An 18,693-nucleotide genomic window follows, 5' to 3' on the forward strand; every position below is an offset into this window, starting at 1 on the left:
AGTACAGGCCCCCGCCCGGACCGCGGCACTCCCGGCCGGACCGTGGCGCTCCCGGCCGGGGCGCGGGCCCGGGGCAGGACGAGACCCCCGGACCGTGAACGGTCCGGGGGCCTGTCCGGCGGGTTCCGCCCCGCTCCTACGGCTTGGTGACGTCCCGCTCCATCTGCTCGCCCAGCTCCTCCGGCTCGCGGCCGGGCGTCGGGATGTCGAACTTGGTGATCGCGAAGCGGAACACCGCGTAGTACACCACCGCGAAGCCCAGGCCGATCGGCACGATGAGCCAGGGTTTGGTCGCCAGGCCCCAGTTGATGACGTAGTCGATCAGGCCGGCCGAGAAGCTGAACCCGTCCTTGACCCCGAAGGCCCAGGTCACCGCCATCGACACGCCGGTCAGTACCGCGTGGATCGCGTACAGCAGGGGCGCGACGAACAGGAAGGAGTACTCCAGCGGCTCGGTGATGCCGGTGACGAACGACGTCAGGGCCACGGAGAGCATCAGGCCGCCCACCTCCTTGCGGCGGTGCGGTCTGGCGCAGTGCGTGATGGCGAGGGCCGCCGCCGGCAGGGCGAACATCATGATCGGGAAGAAGCCGGTCATGAACTGGCCGGCGTCCGGGTCGCCGTTCAGGAACATCGCGATGTCGCCGTGCACGACCTGGCCGTCCGGTGTGGTGAAGCTGCCGAACTGGAACCACACCGGCACGTTCAGGAACTGGTGCAGGCCGATCACCAGCAGTGCGCGGTTCGCGACGCCGAAGATGCCGGCGCCCCAGGCGCCCAGCCGCACCAGCCAGTCCGAGAAGCTCTCCAGCGCGCTGCCGACCGGCGGCCAGACCCACAGGCAGATCACCGCGAAGAGGATCCCGACGAACGCCATGATGATCGGGACCAGCCGGCGGCCGTTGAAGAAGCCGAGCCAGTCGACCAGCCTCACCCGGTGGTAGCGCTGCCAGAACCAGGCGGCCAGCAGGCCCATGATGATGCCGCCGAACACGCCCGGGTTCTGGAACGTGTACTCGGCGAAGGTGTCGTCCGCGCCCAGGCAGCCGCCGCCGACGTCCCTGGTGTCCGGGGGGCAGCCGTCCGGGAAGGCGCGCAGGACGCCCCGGTACACCAGGAAGCCCACCACCGCCGCCAGCGCCGTGGAGCCGTCCGCCTTCTTCGCCATGCCGATCGCCACGCCGATGCAGAAGAGCAGCGGCAGGCCGAGATCGGCGTTCAGCAGCGCGCCTCCCGCGCTCGCCATCACCTTGGCGACATCCGTCCAGCCGAGGCCCTTGTCGCCGAAGACGTCGGGCTGGCCGAGCCGGTTGAGAATGCCCGCGGCGGGCAGGACCGCGATCGGCAGCTGAAGGCTGCGGCCCATCTTCTGCAGCCCCTGGTACGCGCCGTTCCACCGCTGGGGCCGGGCCGCGGCCGCACTGTCGGAGCTCATCGGCGTCCTCCTGGAACGGGTCGGTTTGGCAGGAGTTGCATACTGGTGTAGACCAGTCGCCATACGGTCCCGACGCCCCGCCGCGCGACAGGGCGCTGGTGATCGTTATCTTTCGGTACAAGACGGTTAAGTGCTCGCGAAGATGGGCCAACCGTGCGTTACCGTGGCGAAGTCCTGGGGTCTTCCTCCGGATCGGGCCGGATCGGCGTGCGGGGCACGTGCGCCGGCCGGATCCGCGAAGAAGGACCCGAGGCGGGCCGAGACAGCGCTCAGCGCACTTGAACGCAGGGAGAAGACATGGCCACCAAGGCTGAGAAGATCGTCGCCGGGCTCGGCGGCATCGAGAACATCGAAGAGATCGAGGGCTGCATCACCCGCCTGCGCACCGAGGTCATCGACCCGAGCAAGGTCGACGAGGCCGCGCTGAAGGCCGCCGGAGCCCACGGCGTCGTCAAGATGGGCACGGCCATTCAGGTCGTCATCGGCACGGACGCCGACCCGATCGCCGCCGACATCGAAGACATGATGTGAGCTGACCACCCGCTCACTCCCGAAGGGCCCGTTCCGGCATCGGAACGGGCCCTTCCGGCATCTGCGACTAGGCTCTCCCCCATGTCTCGAATCGACGGCCGCACCCCCGAACAGCTCCGCCCTGTCACCATCGAACGCGGATGGAGCAAGCACGCCGAGGGCTCCGTCCTCATCTCCTTCGGCGACACCAAGGTCTTCTGCACCGCCTCCGTCACCGAAGGCGTGCCGCGCTGGCGCAAGGGCAGCGGCGAAGGCTGGGTCACCGGCGAGTACTCGATGCTGCCCCGCTCCACCAACACCCGCGGCGACCGCGAGTCCGTACGCGGCAAGATCGGCGGCCGCACGCACGAGATCTCCCGGCTCATCGGCCGGTCCCTGCGCGCCGTCATCGACTACAAGGCGCTCGGCGAGAACACCATCGTCCTCGACTGCGACGTCCTCCAGGCCGACGGCGGCACCCGCACCGCCGCCATCACCGGCGCCTACGTCGCCCTCGCCGACGCCGTCGCCTGGGCCCAGGGCAAGAAGCTCGTCAAGGCCGGCCGCAAGCCCCTCACCGGCACCGTCGCCGCCGTCTCCGTCGGCATCGTCGACGGCACCCCGCTCCTCGACCTCTGCTACGAGGAGGACGTGCGCGCCGAGACCGACATGAACGTCGTCTGCACCGGCGACGGCCGCTTCGTCGAGGTCCAGGGCACCGCCGAGGCCGAGCCCTTCGACCGCAAGGAGCTCAACGCCCTCCTCGACCTCGCCACCGGGGGCTGCGCCGACCTCGCCGCCCTCCAGCGCGCGGCCCTCGAAGGCACCCTCCAGGCGTAGGCACGCGAAGGGTCCGGCAACCAGGACGCCCCGGGAGGCGTCCGAACGAGTACGGGCGCACGGGCCGAACCGTGCGCCCGTCCGCAGAACCGGGGAGGACACGTTCCATGAGCCGTCGCACCGCCGCTCTCGTCGCCGCCACCGCAGTCATCGCCCTCACGGGTACGGCCGGCTGCTCGGCCCTCGACAAGGCCATGGACTGCGTCCAGGCCGCCGACGCCATCGCCACCAGCGTCGACAAGCTCTCCAACGCCGTCTCCACGGCGGCCAACGACCCCACCCAGCTCACCGAGGCCCTCGACGACATCGACAGGGAACTCGACACCCTCAAGGACAAGACCGACAACGCGGACCTGTCCAAGGCGGTCGACGACCTGAACACGGGCGTCGACAACGTACGGGCGGCCGTGAAGGCCGGAGACAACACGCCCGACATCCAGCCCGTCACCGACGCGGCGGCGGAGATCGGCAAGGTCTGCACCCCGTGAGCGGGGTCCGCGCCCCCGTAGATACTGGGGGCATGACCCGCCTGATCCTCGCCACCCGCAACGCCGGGAAGATCACCGAACTGCACGCCATCCTCGCCGACGCGGGGCTCACCCACGACCTCGTCGGCGCGGACGCCTACCCCGACATCCCCGACGTCAAGGAGACCGGCGTCACCTTCGCCGAGAACGCCCTGCTCAAGGCCCACGCCCTCGCCAGGGCGACCGGTCTGCCCGCCGTCGCCGACGACTCGGGCCTGTGCGTGGACGTCCTCGGCGGCGCGCCCGGCATCTTCTCGGCCCGCTGGGCGGGCCGCCACGGCGACGACCGGGCCAACCTGGACCTGCTGCTGGCCCAGCTCGCCGACATCGACGCTTCGCACCGCGCCGCCCACTTCGCCTGCGCGGCCGCACTCGCCCTCCCGGACGGCACGGAACGCGTCGTCGAGGGCCGCCTGCGCGGCACCCTGGTGGACGCCCCGCGCGGGACGAACGGCTTCGGCTACGACCCGATCCTCCAGCCGGACGGCCACAGCCGCACCTGCGCGGAGCTCGACCCGGCGGAGAAGAACGCCATCAGCCACCGAGGCCAGGCCTTCCGGGCGTTGGCCCCGGTGGTGCGCGAACTGCTGGGCTGAGCCGCCGGCGCCGGAGGCGCGAGCGTCCGGGCGGCCCGGGAGGGCGCGACGCGAACGGCCTGCGCATCGACAACGCGATGCGCAGGCCGTGAAGTGCGGCGGAAGGGATTCGAACCCTCAAGCCCGATCAAGGGCCACAGATCCTAAGTCTGCTGTGTCGCCATTGCACCACCGCCGCCGGTCGCCTGTCATCGTACCGAAGCAGGCGCTCCGGCGGGCCGGGGCGGGGTTCACCCGAGGGGCAGCGGCGGTTCAGAACCTCGGCTCGGGCGCCTGGGCCTGGACCAGCTCCGCGGCCTCCTCCTTGGTGCAGACCGACGGCGGGGAGCCGGCCAGCGGCTGACGGGCCGTCTCCTTCATGCAGGCCACCGCGATGACGCCCACCAGGGCGGCCGCCATGGCGTAGTAGGCGGGCATCAGGTTGCTGCCCGTCAGGCTGATGAGCGCCGTGATGACCAGCGGGGTCGTGCCGCCGAAGAGGGACGCGGAGAGGTTGTACCCCACCGACAGCGAGCCGTAGCGCACCTCGGTCGGGAACAGGGCCGGCAGCGCCGCCGACATGGTGCCCAGCAGGCAGACCAGGGACAGGCCCAGCATCAGCATGCCGGCCGTGATCGCGAGGACGCTGCCCTGCCCGATGAGCAGGAACGCGGGCGCCGACAGCACCAGGAAGCCCAGCATGCCCGCCATCAGCAGCGGCTTGCGGCCGAACCTGTCGCTGAGCCTTCCCACCTGATTGATGATCAGCATCAGGAGGGCCATGACGCCGAGCAGGATCAGCAGGCCGTGCGTCTCGCTGTAGCCGAGCTCGTCGGAGAGGTACGTCGGCATGTACGACAGCAGCATGTAGTCGGTGACGTTGTACGCGCCGACCAGCGCGACGCAGAGGATCAGGGTGGGCCAGTACTGGCGGAAGATCTTGGCCAGGTCGCCCTTGGCGGAGGTCTCCACCGGGTCCGCCGCCTCCGAGGCGGACGCGTTCTCCGCCTCCAGCTTCTGGAACGCGGGGGTCTCGTCGAGCCGCAGCCGCAGGTAGAGGCCGACCAGCCCCAGCGGGCCCGCCACCAGGAACGGCACGCGCCAGCCCCAGTCGGCCATGGTGTCCGGGCCGAGGGCCGCCGTCAGCACGGTGACCAAACCCGCGGCGCCCACGTAACCCGCCAGCGTGCCGAACTCCAGGAAGCTGCCGAAGAAGCCCCGGCGCTTGTCGGGGGCGTACTCCGCGATGAAGGTGGAGGCGCCGCCGTACTCACCGCCCGTGGAGAAGCCCTGCACGAGCCGGAAGAGGATCAGCAGCACGGGGGCCCAGAAGCCGATCGAGGCGTACGAGGGGATCAGGCCGATCGCGAAGGTGCCGACCGCCATCATGATCATCGTCAGGGCGAGGACCTTCTTGCGCCCGATCCGGTCGCCCATGGGGCCGAAGAACATGCCGCCCAGCGGCCGGACCAGAAAGGCCACGGCGAAGGTCGCGAACGACGACAGCAGCTGAGCCGTTTCGTTCCCGGACGGGAAGAAGACATGCCCGAGGGTGACGGCCAGATAGCTGTAGATGCCGAAGTCGAACCACTCCATGGCATTGCCGAGCGAGGCCGCCTTCACGGCCCGCTTGACCGCCGCCTGGTCGGTGACCGTGATGTCCGATCGCCGAAGCTTGGGGTTCTTCCGCTGTTTGATCGTGCGGAAGAGGATCGGGTGGCGTCTGACCGCTGCGGGGTCGGCCGTGTGCTCCTCGCCGGTGACCGCCATGACCGAGTTCCTTTCCTGGACTGTGCTCATTCCGAGGGGAACACCTGCTCGGTCGTGGCGCTCGCAAACCCGCGCTCCGGGTGCGGGGGCCTCCCTCACCCGGACCGCGCGCGCCGCGAGGCCCGTCGGCGGGCCTCACGAGGCGGTTCGTGAGGTCCGTCACAGGGGCGGATCTCAGATGCCGAGATCCTTGATGATCTTGGCGACGTGTCCGGTCGCCTTCACGTTGTAGAGGGCCCGCTCGACCTTGCCCTCCTCGTCCACGACGACCGTCGAGCGGATGACACCCGTCACCGTCTTGCCGTACAGCTTCTTCTCGCCGAAGGCGCCGTACGCCTCCAGCGTCTCCTTCGACGGGTCACCGACGAGAGTCACCTTCAAACTCTCCTTGTCGCGGAACTTGGCCAGCTTCTCCGGCTTGTCCGGCGACACCCCGATCACCTCGTAGCCGGCGCCCGCCAGCAGCTCCAGGTTGTCGGTGAAGTCGCACGCCTGCTTGGTGCAGCCGGGGGTGAGGGCGGCCGGGTAGAAGTACACGATGACCTTGCGGCCCTTGTGGTCGGCGAGGGAGACGTCATTGCCGTCCGCGTCGGGCAGGGTGAAGGCGGGGGCGGTGTCGCCGGGCTGAAGTCGCTCGCTCATGGCTCTCCTCGGAGGGGGTGGGCGTACGCGTCCAGAGCCTAATGGGGGTCGGAGGCAGTGGTCGGGCGGTCGAGCTGACAGACTGTCCACCACGCACTTACGGACCAGCGGACCAGATCACGGAGGCAGCCCGGTGTCGGATGCCAGGACCCCCGCGCAGATCGAGGCGGACATCGTCCGCCGGCGCGAGCAGCTCGCCGTCACTCTCGACGAGATCGGCGTACGGGTACACCCCAGGACGATCGTCGGAGACGCGAAGGCCAAGGTCGCGTCGACGATCGACGAGACGGCGGGGCGCGCGTTCGTCGCGGTCAACCGCGCCGTGACGGATGTGAAGTCCCGCTTCGTCTCCCACGACGGCACTCCCCGGCTGGAGCGCGTGCTCCCGGTGGCGCTCGTGGCGGTCGCCGTGATCGGACTCATCACCGTGTCCGGCCGCAAGCGCGAGGACTGAGCCGGTGGAGACCCCCTCCGGTCCCCGCGACACGCCCGGGCAGGTAGGTTCGTGACGTGAGCGACAACACCCACGACAAGCTGCCCATCCGGATGCTGCACGACCGGGTGCTGGTCCGGTCCGACACCCCCGAGGGCGAGCGGCGCTCCGGCGGGGGCATTCTGATCCCCGCGACCGCCGCGGTCGGCCGCCGCCTGGCCTGGGCCGGAGTCGTCGCGGTCGGACAGAACGTCCGGACCGTGGAGCCCGGGGACCGGGTGCTGTACGACCCCGAGGACCGCGCCGAGGTCGAGGTGCGGGGCGTGGCGTACGTGCTGATGCGCGAGCGGGATCTGCACGCGGTGGCGGCGGACCGTTTCGAGGGCTCCGAGGACTCGACCGGCCTGTACCTCTGACCCCCTGATCAGGGGGACGGCCCGGTCCGTGGGCCTGGTGGCGGATGTCACCGGGCCCTTCGGCACGCCCCTTGCTACCGTTGAAGGACCCCCGACGAGACGCGCCGTACCGGGTTGTACGCAAAGACGACGCACCCCGTAGTCCGTTTCCGTCTCTCGGAGGTGCCGTCATGGCCTGGATCCTGCTCGTCGTCGCCGGTCTGCTCGAAGTGGCCTGGTCGATCGGGATGAAGTACACCGACGGGTTCACCCGGCTGTGGCCGAGCGTGTTCACCGGTGCCGGGATCGTCGCCAGCATGCTGCTGCTGTCCCACGCCGCGAAGACCCTGCCGATCGGCACCGCGTACGGCGTGTGGGTCGGCATCGGCGCGGCGGGCGCGGCGGTGGTCGGCATGATGGTGCTGGGCGAGCCGGCGACCGCCGCCCGGATCTTCTTCGTCTGTCTGCTGCTGGTCGCGGTGGTGGGCCTCAAGGCGACATCGGGGCACTGAGCGCCCTCCCCGCCCCCCGCTCGCCGGGCTCACGCGCCGGGCGGCGGGGGGACGAACGGTCGCCGGAAGTGCAGGGGGCCGCCGCCCGTGGCGCCGTCCATGCCGGACGGATCGCCGCCGTCGATGCCGCCGATGACCTGGCCGTCCATGACGCCGCCGGTCGTGGCGCCCGCGGTGAAACCGCTGTCCGCCGGCCTGCCGTGGCCCGCGGTGGCCCCCGCCGCGGTGGCCCTGCCGTCGGGGCCCCGCGTCCCGCCGGGGTCGCCGTCCGTGCCGCCCGGGCCCCCCGTCCCGCCCGTACCGTTGCCGCCGCCGTCGGCCGCACCGCCCTGGGCCCGGTCGTCCGGGTACTCCCCGGAGGCCGACTCGTGCGGCCGGAGGGGATCGGCCGGCAGCGGCTCCTGCTCCAGCTCGGCCCCCTCCGCCAGGCGCAGGTCGAACTCCCTCGGGGGCGTGCCCTGGAGGGCGGCCCGGGTGAACTGGCCCCAGATCTGCGCGGGCGCCCCGCCGCCGTTGATCCTCGGCAGGCCCAGCGCTCCGTACAGCGGCTTCTGCGCTCCCGTCTTCGGGTCCTGGCCCATCACGGCGACCACGGTCGCCAGCTCCGGGGTGTACCCGGCGAACCAGGCGGCCTTGTCGTCCTCGGCGGTTCCCGTCTTTCCGGCGGCCGCCGGCCCGGCCGACCGGGCGGCGGTGCCCGTGCCGCCCTCGACGACGCCGCGCAGCACGGCCGTCGTGGTGTCGGCGGCCTCGCGGCTGATCACCTGGGTGCCGGCCGAGACGGGCAGCGCGAGGTCGGTGCCGTCCTTCTGGACCTTCTCGACCAGCGTGTACGTGCCGTGCCTGCCGTGGTTCGCGAGCGTCGCGTACGCCTCCGCCATGTCGAGCACGCTCGCGGTGGCCGGGCCGAGCGCGATGGAGGGGGACGCGGTGAGGTCGGGGGTGTCGGCCGGCAGGCCGAGACGGACGGCGGTCTGCTCGACCTTGCCCGGCCCCACGTCGACGGCCAGCTGCGCGTACACGGCGTTGACCGACTTGTCGGTGGCGGTCCGGACGGTGATCGGCCCGTAGGAGACGTCGTCCTCGTTGGCGGGGGCGTAGGGGGCGCCGCTCCAGCCGCGCACCGGGCGCTTGTTCGTTCCGTCGTACACCGTGTTCGGGGTGATCCGCTCGCCGTTCTGGGTGGTGGAGCCGTTGTCGACGGCCGAGGCGAAGACGAACGGTTTGAAGGTCGAGCCGACCTGGTAGTCGCGGCGGGTCGCGTTGTTGACGTACTGCTTGGTGAAGTCGATGCCGCCGTACATGGCCACGACCTTGCCGGTGGCGGGGTCGATGGCGGCGCCCCCGACCCGTACGAGGTGGTCGGCCGCGTTGCCCTCGGAGAGCCGGGAGGTGACCTGGTCGGCGACGGCCTGGGCGAACGCGTCCTGCTTCGCCCGCTCCAGGGTGGTGGTGATCCGGTAGCCGCCGGTGGCCAGGGTGGTCGCGTCGATGATGCGGTGGTCGGTGAGGTAGTCCTCGACCGCCTGCACGATGTAGCCGCGCTGGCCGGCCAGGCCCGTCGACGGCCTGGCGGTCTGCGGGACCGGGAAGGGCAGGGAGGCCCGTTCGCCGGCGACCAGCCACCGCTCCTTCACCATGGCGTCGAGCACGTAGTTCCACCGGGCCTCCACGCTGGGCCTGTTCTGAGGGTGGGCGCCGATGTCGTACGCACTGGGGGCGTTGAGCAGCGAGGCGAGGTAGGCGGCCTGCCCGGTGCCGACGTGCTGGACGTCGTGGCCGTAGTAGGCGCGGGCGGCCGCCTGGATGCCGTAGGCGTTGCGGCCGTAGTAGCTGGTGTTGAGGTACCCCTCGAAGATCTCGTCCTTGGTCTTCTCGCGGTCGAGTTTGATCGCGATGAAGAACTCCTTCACCTTCCGGGTGATGGTCCGTTCCTGCCCCAGGTAGTAGTTCTTGACGTACTGCTGCGTGATGGTGGACCCGCCCTGGGTCCCCTTGCCGGTGACGGTGTTCCAGGCGGCGCGGAGCATCGCCTCGGGGTCGACGGCCGACTCGGTGTAGAAGTCGCGGTCCTCGGCGGCGAGTACGGCGTGCTGGACGGTCACCGGGACCTGCTCCAGCCGCACGTTCTCCCGGTTGATTTCACCGTCACGGGCGATCTGGCTGCCGTCCTTGTAGAGGTACACGTTGGACTGGGCGGTCGCCGCGGCGTTGGCCGCCGGGATGGCGACCAGGTGGTAGCCGGCGAAGAACCCGCCGATCACCAGCAGGGCGAGGAAGAGGAACGTGCCGAGGACCGTCCGCCAGGTCGGGACGAGACGGCGCAGGCCGGTGCGTGGTGGCCGGCGGCCGCGCGCGGAACGTCCGTCTCCCCTGGGCGTGCCGGTCGCGACGGGACCGGCCGGGACCGCCACGGTCGGGTCACGGGGGTACCAGCCCGGCTGCGGTGGGTCGTCGCTCATGGGTCTCCGGCCTGTCTGTGTCGTATGGGTGGATTTGTACGGCTCCTTCATAGTGCATCGCGCACCCGCGCATCCCCGGCAACGGCAGCCGAAAAGCGGTCGCGGGGGCGCATCGCGGCTCGGTAGGCTCACCCGCTTTGGCGCGAGGGAAGGAGCTGATGTGCGGCTGTACGCGGCGGTGGCGGCCGGTGGGTTCCGGCGCTACGCGACGTACCGGGTGGCCACGGCGGCAGGAGTGTTCACCAACACCGTCTTCGGCTTCATCCTGGCCTACACCTACATAGCTCTCTGGGACGAGCGCCCCCACCTCGGCGGCTACGACATGCCGGAGGCGCTGGCCTATGTGTGGATCGGACAGGCGCTGCTGGCGACCTGCGGACTCATGGGCGGCGGCTTCGAGGACGAGCTCATCGAGCGCATCAAGACGGGTGACATCGCCGTCGACCTGTACCGGCCCGCCGACCTCCAGATGTGGTGGCTCTCCTTCACCCTGGGCCGCAGCGGCTTCCAGCTGCTGGGGCGGGGCGTCGCGCCCATGGTGATCGGCGCGTGCGCCTTCGACCTGTCGCTCCCCGGGCGGCTGCTGACCTGGCCGGCCTTCCTGCTGTCGGTCCTGCTGGGCGTCGTCGTGAGCTACGCGGTGTGGTTCCTGGTGGCGCTGAGCGCGTTCTGGCTGATGGACGGGGCCGGTGTGGTGCAGGTGGCCTGGCTGTCGGGGCTGTTCTTCTCCGGGATGCTGCTGCCGCTGAGCGTCTTCCCCGGCCTGCTGGGCGAGGTGGCGCGGATGCTGCCGTGGGCGTCGATGCTCCAGATCCCGGCCGACGTCTTCCTGGAGAAGCGCACCGGCCGTGACCTGCTGGAGGCGTACGCCTTCCAGGCGGGCTGGGCGCTGGTGCTGCTGGCGGCCGGGCGGGTCCTCCAGGCGACGGCGACCCGAAGGGTGGTGGTGCAGGGTGGCTGAGGGGCTGCGCGCGTACGGCCTGATCGCGGGCATGTGGGTGCGCTCGACGATGACGTACCGCTTCTCGTTCGCGATGACGCTCCTGTCGAACTTCCTGGCCACCGGATTCGACTTCGTGGTCATCCTGCTGATGTTCGGTCAGGTGCGGGGGCTGGGCGGCTTCTCCTTCGGGGAGGTGGCCTTCCTGTACGGGACGACCAGCACCGCCTTCGGGCTGGCCGATCTGGCGCTGGGGCAGGTGGGACGGCTGGGCAAGCGGGTGCGTGACGGCACGCTCGACACGATGCTGGTGCGCCCGGTGCCGGTGCTCGCGCAGGTGGCGGCGGACCGGTTCGCGCTGCGGCGGCTGGGGCGGGTGACACAGGGGCTGCTGGTGCTGATCTGGTCGCTGGTGGTGCTGGAGATTTCCTGGACACCGCTGAAGGTGCTGCTCGTCCCGATGACGGTGATCGTCGGCTGGCTGATCTTCTCGGCCGTGATGGTGGTGGGCGCGGCGTTCCAGTTCTGGGCGCAGGACGGGGCGGAGGTCACCAACGCCTTCACCTACGGGGGCAACACCCTGCTGCAGTACCCGCCGTCGATCTTCGCGACCGAGCTGGTGCGGGGCGTGGTCTATCTGGTGCCGCTGGCCTTCGTGAACTGGGTCCCGGCGCTGTACGTCCTGGGGCGGGACGCCCCGGCGGGGCTCCCGCAGTGGGCGGCCTTCGTCTCACCGGTGGTCGCGGTGGGGTTCTGGGCGCTGGCGGGACTGGCATGGCGGGTGGGGATTCGTTCGTACCGGAGCACAGGGAGCTGAGCGGGCGTGGACAGCGATTTCATCGAGCTGGAGGATGTCGAGAAGGTCTTCGACGTGAGGCGCAAGGTGGGTTTCCTGCGCCGGGAGAGGCGCGAGGTGCGGGCGGTCGACGGGATCGGCTTCCGCGTGGCGCGCGGCGAGATGGTCGGCTACATCGGCCCCAACGGCGCCGGGAAGTCCACGACCATCAAGATGCTGACGGGCATCCTCACCCCCAGCGGCGGCCGGCTGCGGGTCGCGGGGATCGACCCGTCGCGCGAGCGCACCCGGCTGGCGCGGCGGATAGGAGTGGTGTTCGGACAGCGGACGACCCTCTGGTGGGACCTGCCGCTGCGCGACTCGTACCGCCTGGTCCACCGGATGTACCGGATCCCCGACGCGCGCTTCCGGGAGAACCTGGAACGGTGCGTCGAACTGCTGGACCTGGGCGCCCTGCTGGAGGTGCCGGTGCGTCAGCTGTCGCTCGGCCAGCGGATGCGCGGCGACATCGCGGCGGCGCTGCTGCACGACCCGGAGGTGCTCTACCTGGACGAGCCGACGATCGGCCTGGACGTGATCTCCAAGGCCCGGGTGCGGGAGTTCCTGCGGGACCTGAACGCCGAGCACGGCACGACGGTCCTGCTCACCACGCACGACCTGACGGACATCGAGCAGCTGTGCAAGCGCGTGATGGTCATCGACCACGGGCGGCTGATGTACGACGGGGCGCTGGGCGGGCTGCACGAGGTGGGCGACAGCGAGCGGACGCTCGTCGTCGACCTGGAGCGGGAGCTGCCCCCCATCGACGCGGACGGCGCCCGGGTGGTGAGGGTGGAGGGCCCCCGGCAGTGGCTGGCCTTCCCGGCCGCCCGGTCGGCGGCGCCGCTGGTGGCGCGGATCGCGGCGGAGTACCCGCTGGTGGACCTGTCGGTGCGGGAGCCGGACATCGAGACCGTGATCGCCAGGATGTACGCGGAGAGGTCGTCCGGCCTGTGAGCCCGGTGCCCGGCCGGGGCTGCCGACAGGACCTCGCAGGACCCCGCGCACTAGGCTGTTCGCATGACGGATGAACTCCCTGAGATGCGGGCCTCCGACGCGGAACGCGAGCGGATCGCCGAACGGCTGCGGGACGCGGTGGCCGAGGGCCGGCTCGACATGACGGAGTTCGAGGAGCGGCTGGACGCCGCCTACAGGGCCCGTACGCACGGCGAGTTGGAGCCGCTGGTACGCGACCTCCCCGCGCCCTCCGGTACCGCTGCCGGGACCGGAGCCGCGCCCGCCCTCGCCGACGGCGGCTGGGCCTCGCGGATCGGGCAACCGGCCACCTCCCGGGTCGGGTTCGCCTGGTGGAGCGCGTTCTCACGGCGCGGCCGGTGGACCATCGGCCGCGCCTTCACGGCGGTCGTCATCCAGGCGGGCGGGCAGATCGACCTGCGCGAGGCGAACTTCGAGGACCGCGACATCGTGATCCGCTGCTTCGCCCTCATGGGCGGTGTCGAGGTCGTCGTGCCGCCCGACATGCACGTCGAGGTGAAGGGCTTCGGCTTCATGGGCGGCTTCGACGACAGCGGGGACGGCGAGGGCACGCCCGGGTCGCCGCGCGTGACGGTCACCGGGTTCGCCCTGATGGGCGGCATCGGGGTGGTGCGCAAGCGGCGCAAGGGGCTGAAGGCGGAGAAGGACCGCAAGGAACTCGACGGCTGAGGGGCGGGGCGCCGGCGGCCGACGCCCCGGGACCACCGCTCCCGCGGGCCCTCACAGCTGCTGCGGGGCGCCGCCCTCCAGGTCGGCCGGGTCCAGGAAGGCCGCCATGCGCCGGTAACCGGCGTCGTTCGGGTGCAGGCCGTCCCCGGAGTCGTACGCGGGCAGCAGCCGCTCGGGCGCGTACGGGTCGCGCAGCGCCACGTCGAAGTCCACCACCTCGTCGAACACGCCGCCCGCCCGTATGGCCCGGTTGACCTCCTGGCGCACCGCCTCCAGCTCGGGGGAGTGGCGGCGATGGGCGCCGAACGGCATCAGCGTCGAGCCGACCACCCGCAGCCCGCGCGCGTGCGCCTGACGGGTCAGGGCGGTCAGCCCGTCGCCTATGCGCCGGGCGTCCCGCTCGTGCGGCGGGCGCAGGATGTCGTTGATGCCGAGGCTGATCACCACGGTCCTGGCTCCGGAGCGGCCCAGGGCGTCCCGTTGGAAGCGGCCGACGCCGCTCTGCCCCTTGCCGTCGCGCAGCACGCAGTTGCCGCCTATGCCCTGGTTGAGCACCGCGTAGCCCCGGCCCCGCAGCCGGTCGGCCAGGAGATCGGGCCAGCGCCGGTTGGTGTCCGACGTCGAGCCGACACCGTCGGTGATCGAGTCGCCGAAGACGACGACGGCGCCCCGGGCCGACGGATTGACCACGTCGACCGCCGCGAGGTGCTCCCACGCGGTGCCGCGCGCCGTGTATGCCCGCCCGCCCGGGTCCAGCGTCCGGTCGCCGGCGGCCGCGTACGAGGTCTGGCGCGCTATCGGGTGCCGGGTGACCGGAGCGGCGGCCGGGGTGTGGACGGTGACCAGGAGGTCGCCGTCGTACGGCACGGGGACCTGGACCGGGTCGCTGACCTTCTCCGCGCCCGGTGCGACCGTGACCCGGGTGCTGCCCGCGAAGGTCACCCGGCGCAGGGTCCCGGGCACGGCCGCGGCGCCCGCCTCCCGCACGGCGATGGAGGCGGCCCCGACCACCAGCGGACGCTGCCCGTACAGGTTCGTCAGGGTGATCCGGGCATGGGTGCCGCCGATACTGGTGTGCACGACGTTGCGCAGCGAACGCGCGGTCGCGCCCTGCGCGCGGGCCGGCGGGCCCGGCTCGGCCGGTGACGCGGACCAGGTGCCGGTCCACGCCGCGCCGGCCTCGACCGTCGCGGCCGGCAGGCGGGCCGAACCCGCCCGCACACCGTCGGCGGAGCCGCCCCGTGTGCCTCCGGCGCCTCCGGCGCCCCCCGCACCCTCGACCGCCACGTAGATGGTGCCGCAGACGGCGACGACCAGCGCCATCAACGCGGCGAGCATGGCGTATCCGCGACGTGCGCTCATGACCGATGTATCCCCCGGGACCGCTTTTCAAGAACCGAACACATCATCCGGCATGGCCCCGGGAACTCGGAATGCGCCCCGGGAGTACCTGAGGTAGTGACTACGTACAGACGTCGTACGCGAACGGTGGAGCGGATGGAACGCACGGAAACGGACGAGAAGGCCCCCTCGGGGGCCCGGTCGCCGCTGGTCGCCTTCGCGTACACGGCGGCGGACGAGGAGAAGCGCCAGGGGGTCCGGCGCATGAAGGCCACGGCGACGGGCCTGCTCCTGTTCGTGGCCGTCGTCTACGCGCTGGCCACCTGGGCCCGCAACTCCGGCGTGACCGGCTGGCCGCCCTATGTGGCCGCGGCGGCCGAGGCCGGCATGGTGGGCGCGCTGGCGGACTGGTTCGCGGTCACGGCCCTCTTCCGGCGACCGCTCGGACTGCCCATCCCGCACACCGCGATCATCCCGACGAAGAAGGACCAGCTGGGTGCCTCGCTCGGCGCGTTCGTCGGTGAGAACTTCCTGTCCGCCGATGTCGTACGGGCCCGCCTGCACTCCCTGTCCATCGGCCGCCGCCTCGGCGGCTGGCTCGCCGAGCCGGCCCACGCCGACCGGGTGACGGCCGAGCTGTCGACGGCCCTGCGCGGCGCGCTGACCGTACTCCGCGACGCGGACGTACAGGCAGTCGTCGGCGAGGCGATCACGCGGCGGGCCGACGCTGCGGAGATCGCCCCCGGGATAGGGAAGACCCTGGAGAAGGTCGTCGCCGACGGCGCGCACCGCCGGGCGGTGGACCTGATCTGCGCCCGCGCGCACGACTGGCTGGTCTTCCACGGCGACTCCGTCATGGACGCGGTCCAGGGCGGCGCCCCCGGCTGGACACCCCGGTTCGTCGACAGGAAGGTCGGCGAGCGGGTCTACAAGGAGCTGCTGCGCTTCGTCACGGAGATGCGCGACATGCCCGCGCATCCGGCTCGCGGCGCGATCGACCGCTTCCTGACGGACTTCGCGTCCGACCTCCAGGCCGACACGGACACCCGGGGGCGCGTGGAGCGCCTCAAGTCGGACCTTCTGGCCCGCCCGGAGGTGCAGGACGTCATCGCGTCCGCCTGGGCCTCGATACGCTCCTTGATCATCTCGGCGGCGGAGGACGAGACCAGCGAACTGCGGATGCGCGCCCGCGCCTCGCTGATCTCCCTCGGCAGCCGGCTGGCGACCGACACCCGCCTCCAGGAGAAGGTGGACGGCTGGATCGAGGACGCGGTGGTCTACGTCGTCACGACCTACCGCGCCGAGATCACCTCACTGATCACCGACACGGTGGCCGGCTGGGACGCGGACCAGACGTCGAAGAAGATCGAGGCCAACATCGGCCGCGACCTCCAGTTCATCCGTATCAACGGCACGGTCGTGGGAGCCCTGGCCGGCCTGGTGATCTACACGGTCTCGCACGCGCTGGGCGGCTGAGGGCCCGACGAGCGGCGCTCGAACGGCCGGGGCGGCCAGTGCTCCGCCGGTGCCGCACGGGGCCGGCGGCCCGGGGGAGGGTCGCTGGGCGGGCGACCATGTTCCCTGCCGTTCGGTCGCCCGCCCAGCCACTGTGGGGAGGTGCCCTTGAATACGCGCGGCACCCGGGGCGCGTTCACCCCGGGCGCCGTCTTTTTCAGCCCCGCTCGCGGGTGACCGCCCAGGAGGCGGCGGCCATGGCCCCGGCCACGGAGAACACCGCAGGCCAGGCGCCCACCTTCTTGGCCAGCGGGTGGGACCCGGCGAACGCGGCCACATACGCGACGCTCAGCCCGGCCGCGGCCTTCCCGCCACTGCGCTGCTGCCACTCCCGGGCGGCCACCGCCCCCGCGGCGAGCAGGGCGGCCCCGCCGAGGGGCCGCTTCCCGGTCCACCGGGCGACGGCGTACCCGCCGACAAGCCCGCTCGCCGCCACCACTGTTGCCGGGATCCTGGCCATCGCTGTCCTGCCTTCCGCCTTCTTCGGTCTGCCTGCCCGAGGCTAACGCGGCGGTCCGCACCGCTCACGCCGGGCCCGTACGAGACCCGTCCCGGGGCCGGGCGGGCGCCCGGCGCGCGTCCGGTCGTGTGGGCGGAGCGCCCCTTCACGGTGCGTCCACGGCCGGCGGGCAGGCTCCGCGCTACGTTCGCGGTCGGCCGAGGGAGGCAACGGTGACCGTTCACCCGCACATCACGGTGTTCCAGCGCGCCATGAGCGCCTTCTCCGCGGGGGACATGAAGGCACTGGCGAAGGTCTTCGCACCCGGAGTCGTATGGCATCTGACGGGCAGGGGCCCGCTGTCCGGGGTGTACGAGGGCCGTGACGCGACCTTCGGCCTGTTCGCGCGGGTCTTCGAGCTGTCGGGCGGCACGTTCGCGTCCCGGCTCCGCGACGTCCTCGCCAACGACGACCATACGGTCGCCCTGCTCCACGGCACGGCCTCACGCGAGGGCAGGCACCTCGACATGGACTTCGCCATCGTCTTCCACATCGACGAAGGTAAGGTCACCGAGGGCTGGGAGACCTGGACCGATCAGGCGGCGTTCGGGGAGTTCTGGTCGTGACCCGAGGGGTGCGTGAGGCGATGACCGCGAGCGACGAGGCACCGGTGATCCGGAGCAACGAGCCCGGCTCGTTCGCCCGGAGCGTTCTGGCCGAACGCCACCCGGCACTCATCCGGCAGGTCCGCGACGCCTTCCCCTGGGACCCCGCGCGACAGCGGGCCCTGGACGCCCTGCTCCAGGAGACCACCGACGGGGTGATCGAGCCCCTGGCGCCCGACGCCCACGACCGGGACCAGTGGGAGAACTGGGCCCGCGAGTACCTCGGCGCGTCCTGGTTCGACGTCCCGTTCCTGTGGGCCGAGAGCTACTTCTACCGCAAGCTCCTCGCCGCCCTCGGCCACTTCGATCCCGGGCCCTGGCAGGGCGTCGACCCCTTCGCCCCCTTCAAGCGGGCCGAGCTGCGCAGCGCCGCGGTCGACGACGAACTCGCCGCCCTGGACGAGCTCCCGGGCAGGCCCGCGGAGGAGTCGGCTCAGGCGCTCCTGCACGCCTCGCTCTGGGGCAACCGCGCCGACCTGGGCTTCCGTATCTCCGCCGGTACGGCACACACCGCCGCCACCGGCTCGCCGCCCCTCGTCGCCGACGACAGCGCCCTGCTGTGGTCGCTCCTGCCCACGGGCGCGGCGGCCACCGTGCACCTGATCGCGGACAACGCGGGACGGGAACTCATCCCCGACCTGGTCCTGCTCGACCACCTCCTGCACACCGGACGCGCGGCCGAGGCGGTCCTCCACATCAAGCCGTACCCGTACTACGTGTCCGACGCGACCATGCCGGACGTGCTCGACGGCCTGCGTCGGCTGTGCGATGCCCCCGGATACGCGGCCGGCGTCGGCGGGCGCCTCTGGTCGGCGATGACCGCCGGCAGGCTCGCGGTCCGCGTCCACGGCTTCTTCTGCGCGCCGCTGCCGTACAGCGCGATGCCGGACGACCTGCGCCAGGATCTGGCCGGCGCCACCGTGACGCTGGTGAAGGGCGACCTGAACTACCGGCGCCTGGTGGGGGACCGGCTGTGGCCGGCGACGACCCCGTTCGCCGACCGCACGCGCGACTTCCCGAGCCCCGTGGCCGCCCTGCGCACCCTGAAGTCGGACGTGATCGTCGGCCTCGACCCGTCCACCCTGACCGCCCTCCAGGCCGGCGAGGACGGCTGGCGGACCAACGGCACGCACGCCCTGATCCAGGTCAGGCCCTGAGACCTGCCCTACCCGACTGCCACGGCCGCCCTCGT

20 protein-coding genes, 1 tRNA gene and 1 riboswitch are annotated in these 18,693 nt (G+C 71.8%); of the genes, 14 read left to right on the forward strand and 7 right to left on the reverse strand.

The window, feature by feature from the left end:
- Positions 1 to 136 precede the first annotated feature (136 nt).
- Positions 137 to 1,435: a PTS transporter subunit EIIC gene (locus PUR26_RS07355; protein WP_329870393.1), complete on the reverse strand. Its 1,299-nt coding sequence runs from the start codon at positions 1,433 to 1,435 to the stop codon at positions 137 to 139.
- A 297-nt stretch (positions 1,436 to 1,732) separates the two neighbouring features.
- Between PUR26_RS07355 and PUR26_RS07360 the strand changes: the two genes are divergently transcribed.
- The 4 genes from PUR26_RS07360 to rdgB all read left to right on the forward strand — a co-directional run bounded on the left by PUR26_RS07360 (position 1,733) and on the right by rdgB (position 3,908).
- Entirely contained in the window at positions 1,733 to 1,966 is a 234-nt protein-coding gene (locus tag PUR26_RS07360; RefSeq protein ID WP_329870395.1) for a PTS glucose/sucrose transporter subunit IIB, read from the forward strand.
- Positions 1,967 to 2,047: 81 nt separating this feature from the next.
- Positions 2,048 to 2,785 (forward strand): ribonuclease PH, encoded by a 738-nt coding sequence (gene rph, locus PUR26_RS07365; protein ID WP_329870397.1) that lies wholly within the window; start codon positions 2,048 to 2,050, stop codon positions 2,783 to 2,785.
- A 107-nt stretch (positions 2,786 to 2,892) separates the two neighbouring features.
- Positions 2,893 to 3,273, forward strand: coding sequence for a hypothetical protein (locus PUR26_RS07370; protein ID WP_329870399.1), 381 nt, complete (start codon positions 2,893 to 2,895; stop codon positions 3,271 to 3,273).
- Between the two features lie 32 nt (positions 3,274 to 3,305).
- Positions 3,306 to 3,908 carry an RdgB/HAM1 family non-canonical purine NTP pyrophosphatase gene (rdgB, locus tag PUR26_RS07375; protein ID WP_329870400.1) on the forward strand — a complete coding sequence of 201 codons (603 nt, stop codon included), beginning with the start codon at positions 3,306 to 3,308 and terminating at the stop codon, positions 3,906 to 3,908.
- Positions 3,909 to 4,002: 94 nt separating this feature from the next.
- On the opposite strand, the gene PUR26_RS07380 is transcribed toward rdgB, so the two are convergent.
- The 3 genes from PUR26_RS07380 to bcp all read right to left on the reverse strand — a co-directional run bounded on the left by PUR26_RS07380 (position 4,003) and on the right by bcp (position 6,299).
- Positions 4,003 to 4,086 (reverse strand) — tRNA-Leu (locus PUR26_RS07380).
- A gap of 74 nt (positions 4,087 to 4,160) precedes the next feature.
- Positions 4,161 to 5,657, reverse strand: coding sequence for a glycine betaine/L-proline transporter ProP (gene proP / locus PUR26_RS07385; protein ID WP_329870532.1), 1,497 nt, complete (start codon positions 5,655 to 5,657; stop codon positions 4,161 to 4,163).
- 174 nt (positions 5,658 to 5,831) lie between these two features.
- On the reverse strand, positions 5,832 to 6,299 hold the full coding sequence (gene bcp, locus PUR26_RS07390) for a thioredoxin-dependent thiol peroxidase (RefSeq protein ID WP_329870402.1): 468 nt from the start codon (positions 6,297 to 6,299) through the stop codon (positions 5,832 to 5,834).
- A gap of 133 nt (positions 6,300 to 6,432) precedes the next feature.
- On the opposite strand from bcp, the gene PUR26_RS07395 reads away from it, so the two are divergent.
- The 3 genes from PUR26_RS07395 to PUR26_RS07405 all read left to right on the forward strand — a co-directional run bounded on the left by PUR26_RS07395 (position 6,433) and on the right by PUR26_RS07405 (position 7,639).
- On the forward strand, positions 6,433 to 6,753 hold the full coding sequence (locus tag PUR26_RS07395; protein WP_329870404.1) for a DUF3618 domain-containing protein: 321 nt from the start codon (positions 6,433 to 6,435) through the stop codon (positions 6,751 to 6,753).
- 56 nt (positions 6,754 to 6,809) lie between these two features.
- On the forward strand, positions 6,810 to 7,148 hold the full coding sequence (locus PUR26_RS07400) for a GroES family chaperonin (protein WP_329870405.1): 339 nt from the start codon (positions 6,810 to 6,812) through the stop codon (positions 7,146 to 7,148).
- A 64-nt stretch (positions 7,149 to 7,212) separates the two neighbouring features.
- Positions 7,213 to 7,284: riboswitch (guanidine-III (ykkC-III) riboswitch) on the forward strand.
- A gap of 34 nt (positions 7,285 to 7,318) precedes the next feature.
- Positions 7,319 to 7,639 carry a DMT family transporter gene (locus PUR26_RS07405; protein ID WP_329870407.1) on the forward strand — a complete coding sequence of 107 codons (321 nt, stop codon included), beginning with the start codon at positions 7,319 to 7,321 and terminating at the stop codon, positions 7,637 to 7,639.
- 29 nt (positions 7,640 to 7,668) lie between these two features.
- Here PUR26_RS07405 and PUR26_RS07410 read toward each other — a convergent pair whose 3' ends face one another.
- Positions 7,669 to 10,101, reverse strand: a complete 2,433-nt coding sequence (locus PUR26_RS07410) for a transglycosylase domain-containing protein (protein WP_329870409.1) — start codon at positions 10,099 to 10,101, stop codon at positions 7,669 to 7,671.
- Between the two features lie 160 nt (positions 10,102 to 10,261).
- Between PUR26_RS07410 and PUR26_RS07415 the strand changes: the two genes are divergently transcribed.
- From PUR26_RS07415 to PUR26_RS07430, 4 genes are all read left to right on the forward strand, one after another.
- Positions 10,262 to 11,062, forward strand: coding sequence for an ABC transporter permease (locus PUR26_RS07415; RefSeq protein WP_329870411.1), 801 nt, complete (start codon positions 10,262 to 10,264; stop codon positions 11,060 to 11,062).
- Between the two features lie 31 nt (positions 11,063 to 11,093).
- Positions 11,094 to 11,858, forward strand: coding sequence for an ABC transporter permease (locus PUR26_RS07420; protein WP_329870534.1), 765 nt, complete (start codon positions 11,094 to 11,096; stop codon positions 11,856 to 11,858).
- A gap of 6 nt (positions 11,859 to 11,864) precedes the next feature.
- Entirely contained in the window at positions 11,865 to 12,833 is a 969-nt protein-coding gene (locus tag PUR26_RS07425) for an ABC transporter ATP-binding protein (protein ID WP_329870413.1), read from the forward strand.
- Between the two features lie 63 nt (positions 12,834 to 12,896).
- Positions 12,897 to 13,541, forward strand: a complete 645-nt coding sequence (locus PUR26_RS07430; RefSeq protein ID WP_329870414.1) for a DUF1707 SHOCT-like domain-containing protein — start codon at positions 12,897 to 12,899, stop codon at positions 13,539 to 13,541.
- A 51-nt stretch (positions 13,542 to 13,592) separates the two neighbouring features.
- Here the strand turns inward: PUR26_RS07430 and PUR26_RS07435 are convergent, their stop codons facing one another.
- Positions 13,593 to 14,903: an SGNH/GDSL hydrolase family protein gene (locus tag PUR26_RS07435; protein ID WP_329870416.1), complete on the reverse strand. Its 1,311-nt coding sequence runs from the start codon at positions 14,901 to 14,903 to the stop codon at positions 13,593 to 13,595.
- Between the two features lie 135 nt (positions 14,904 to 15,038).
- On the opposite strand from PUR26_RS07435, the gene PUR26_RS07440 reads away from it, so the two are divergent.
- Positions 15,039 to 16,358, forward strand: coding sequence for a DUF445 domain-containing protein (locus PUR26_RS07440; RefSeq protein WP_329870418.1), 1,320 nt, complete (start codon positions 15,039 to 15,041; stop codon positions 16,356 to 16,358).
- 196 nt (positions 16,359 to 16,554) lie between these two features.
- On the opposite strand, the gene PUR26_RS07445 is transcribed toward PUR26_RS07440, so the two are convergent.
- The gene (locus PUR26_RS07445; protein WP_329870419.1) at positions 16,555 to 16,857 is read right to left on the reverse strand and encodes a hypothetical protein; all 303 of its coding nucleotides are present in this window, start codon (positions 16,855 to 16,857) and stop codon (positions 16,555 to 16,557) included.
- A 212-nt stretch (positions 16,858 to 17,069) separates the two neighbouring features.
- On the opposite strand from PUR26_RS07445, the gene PUR26_RS07450 reads away from it, so the two are divergent.
- Together PUR26_RS07450 and PUR26_RS07455 are read left to right on the forward strand one after the other, a co-directional pair.
- Positions 17,070 to 17,462 carry a nuclear transport factor 2 family protein gene (locus PUR26_RS07450; protein WP_329870421.1) on the forward strand — a complete coding sequence of 131 codons (393 nt, stop codon included), beginning with the start codon at positions 17,070 to 17,072 and terminating at the stop codon, positions 17,460 to 17,462.
- 20 nt (positions 17,463 to 17,482) lie between these two features.
- Positions 17,483 to 18,658 carry a damage-control phosphatase ARMT1 family protein gene (locus PUR26_RS07455; RefSeq protein WP_329870535.1) on the forward strand — a complete coding sequence of 392 codons (1,176 nt, stop codon included), beginning with the start codon at positions 17,483 to 17,485 and terminating at the stop codon, positions 18,656 to 18,658.
- Positions 18,659 to 18,693: the final 35 nt, after the last annotated feature.

This window comes from Streptomyces sp. SP18CS02 (assembly GCF_036322365.1).
Lineage (GTDB): Bacteria > Actinomycetota > Actinomycetes > Streptomycetales > Streptomycetaceae > Streptomyces.

Bases quoted from the DNA above. Each gene is read 5' to 3' on its own strand.
- PUR26_RS07355 (WP_329870393.1), bottom strand. From the start codon at position 1,435: ATGAGCTCCGACAGTGCGGCCGCGGCCCGGCCCCAGCGGTGGAACGGC.
- PUR26_RS07360 (WP_329870395.1), top strand. From the start codon at position 1,733: ATGGCCACCAAGGCTGAGAAGATCGTCGCCGGGCTCGGCGGCATCGAG.
- rph (WP_329870397.1), top strand. From the start codon at position 2,048: ATGTCTCGAATCGACGGCCGCACCCCCGAACAGCTCCGCCCTGTCACC.
- PUR26_RS07370 (WP_329870399.1), top strand. From the start codon at position 2,893: ATGAGCCGTCGCACCGCCGCTCTCGTCGCCGCCACCGCAGTCATCGCC.
- rdgB (WP_329870400.1), top strand. From the start codon at position 3,306: ATGACCCGCCTGATCCTCGCCACCCGCAACGCCGGGAAGATCACCGAA.
- proP (WP_329870532.1), bottom strand. From the start codon at position 5,657: ATGGCGGTCACCGGCGAGGAGCACACGGCCGACCCCGCAGCGGTCAGA.
- bcp (WP_329870402.1), bottom strand. From the start codon at position 6,299: ATGAGCGAGCGACTTCAGCCCGGCGACACCGCCCCCGCCTTCACCCTG.
- PUR26_RS07405 (WP_329870407.1), top strand. From the start codon at position 7,319: ATGGCCTGGATCCTGCTCGTCGTCGCCGGTCTGCTCGAAGTGGCCTGG.
- PUR26_RS07410 (WP_329870409.1), bottom strand. From the start codon at position 10,101: ATGAGCGACGACCCACCGCAGCCGGGCTGGTACCCCCGTGACCCGACC.
- PUR26_RS07420 (WP_329870534.1), top strand. From the start codon at position 11,094: ATGTGGGTGCGCTCGACGATGACGTACCGCTTCTCGTTCGCGATGACG.
- PUR26_RS07430 (WP_329870414.1), top strand. From the start codon at position 12,897: ATGACGGATGAACTCCCTGAGATGCGGGCCTCCGACGCGGAACGCGAG.
- PUR26_RS07435 (WP_329870416.1), bottom strand. From the start codon at position 14,903: ATGAGCGCACGTCGCGGATACGCCATGCTCGCCGCGTTGATGGCGCTG.
- PUR26_RS07440 (WP_329870418.1), top strand. From the start codon at position 15,039: ATGGAACGCACGGAAACGGACGAGAAGGCCCCCTCGGGGGCCCGGTCG.
- PUR26_RS07445 (WP_329870419.1), bottom strand. From the start codon at position 16,857: ATGGCCAGGATCCCGGCAACAGTGGTGGCGGCGAGCGGGCTTGTCGGC.
- PUR26_RS07455 (WP_329870535.1), top strand. From the start codon at position 17,483: ATGACCGCGAGCGACGAGGCACCGGTGATCCGGAGCAACGAGCCCGGC.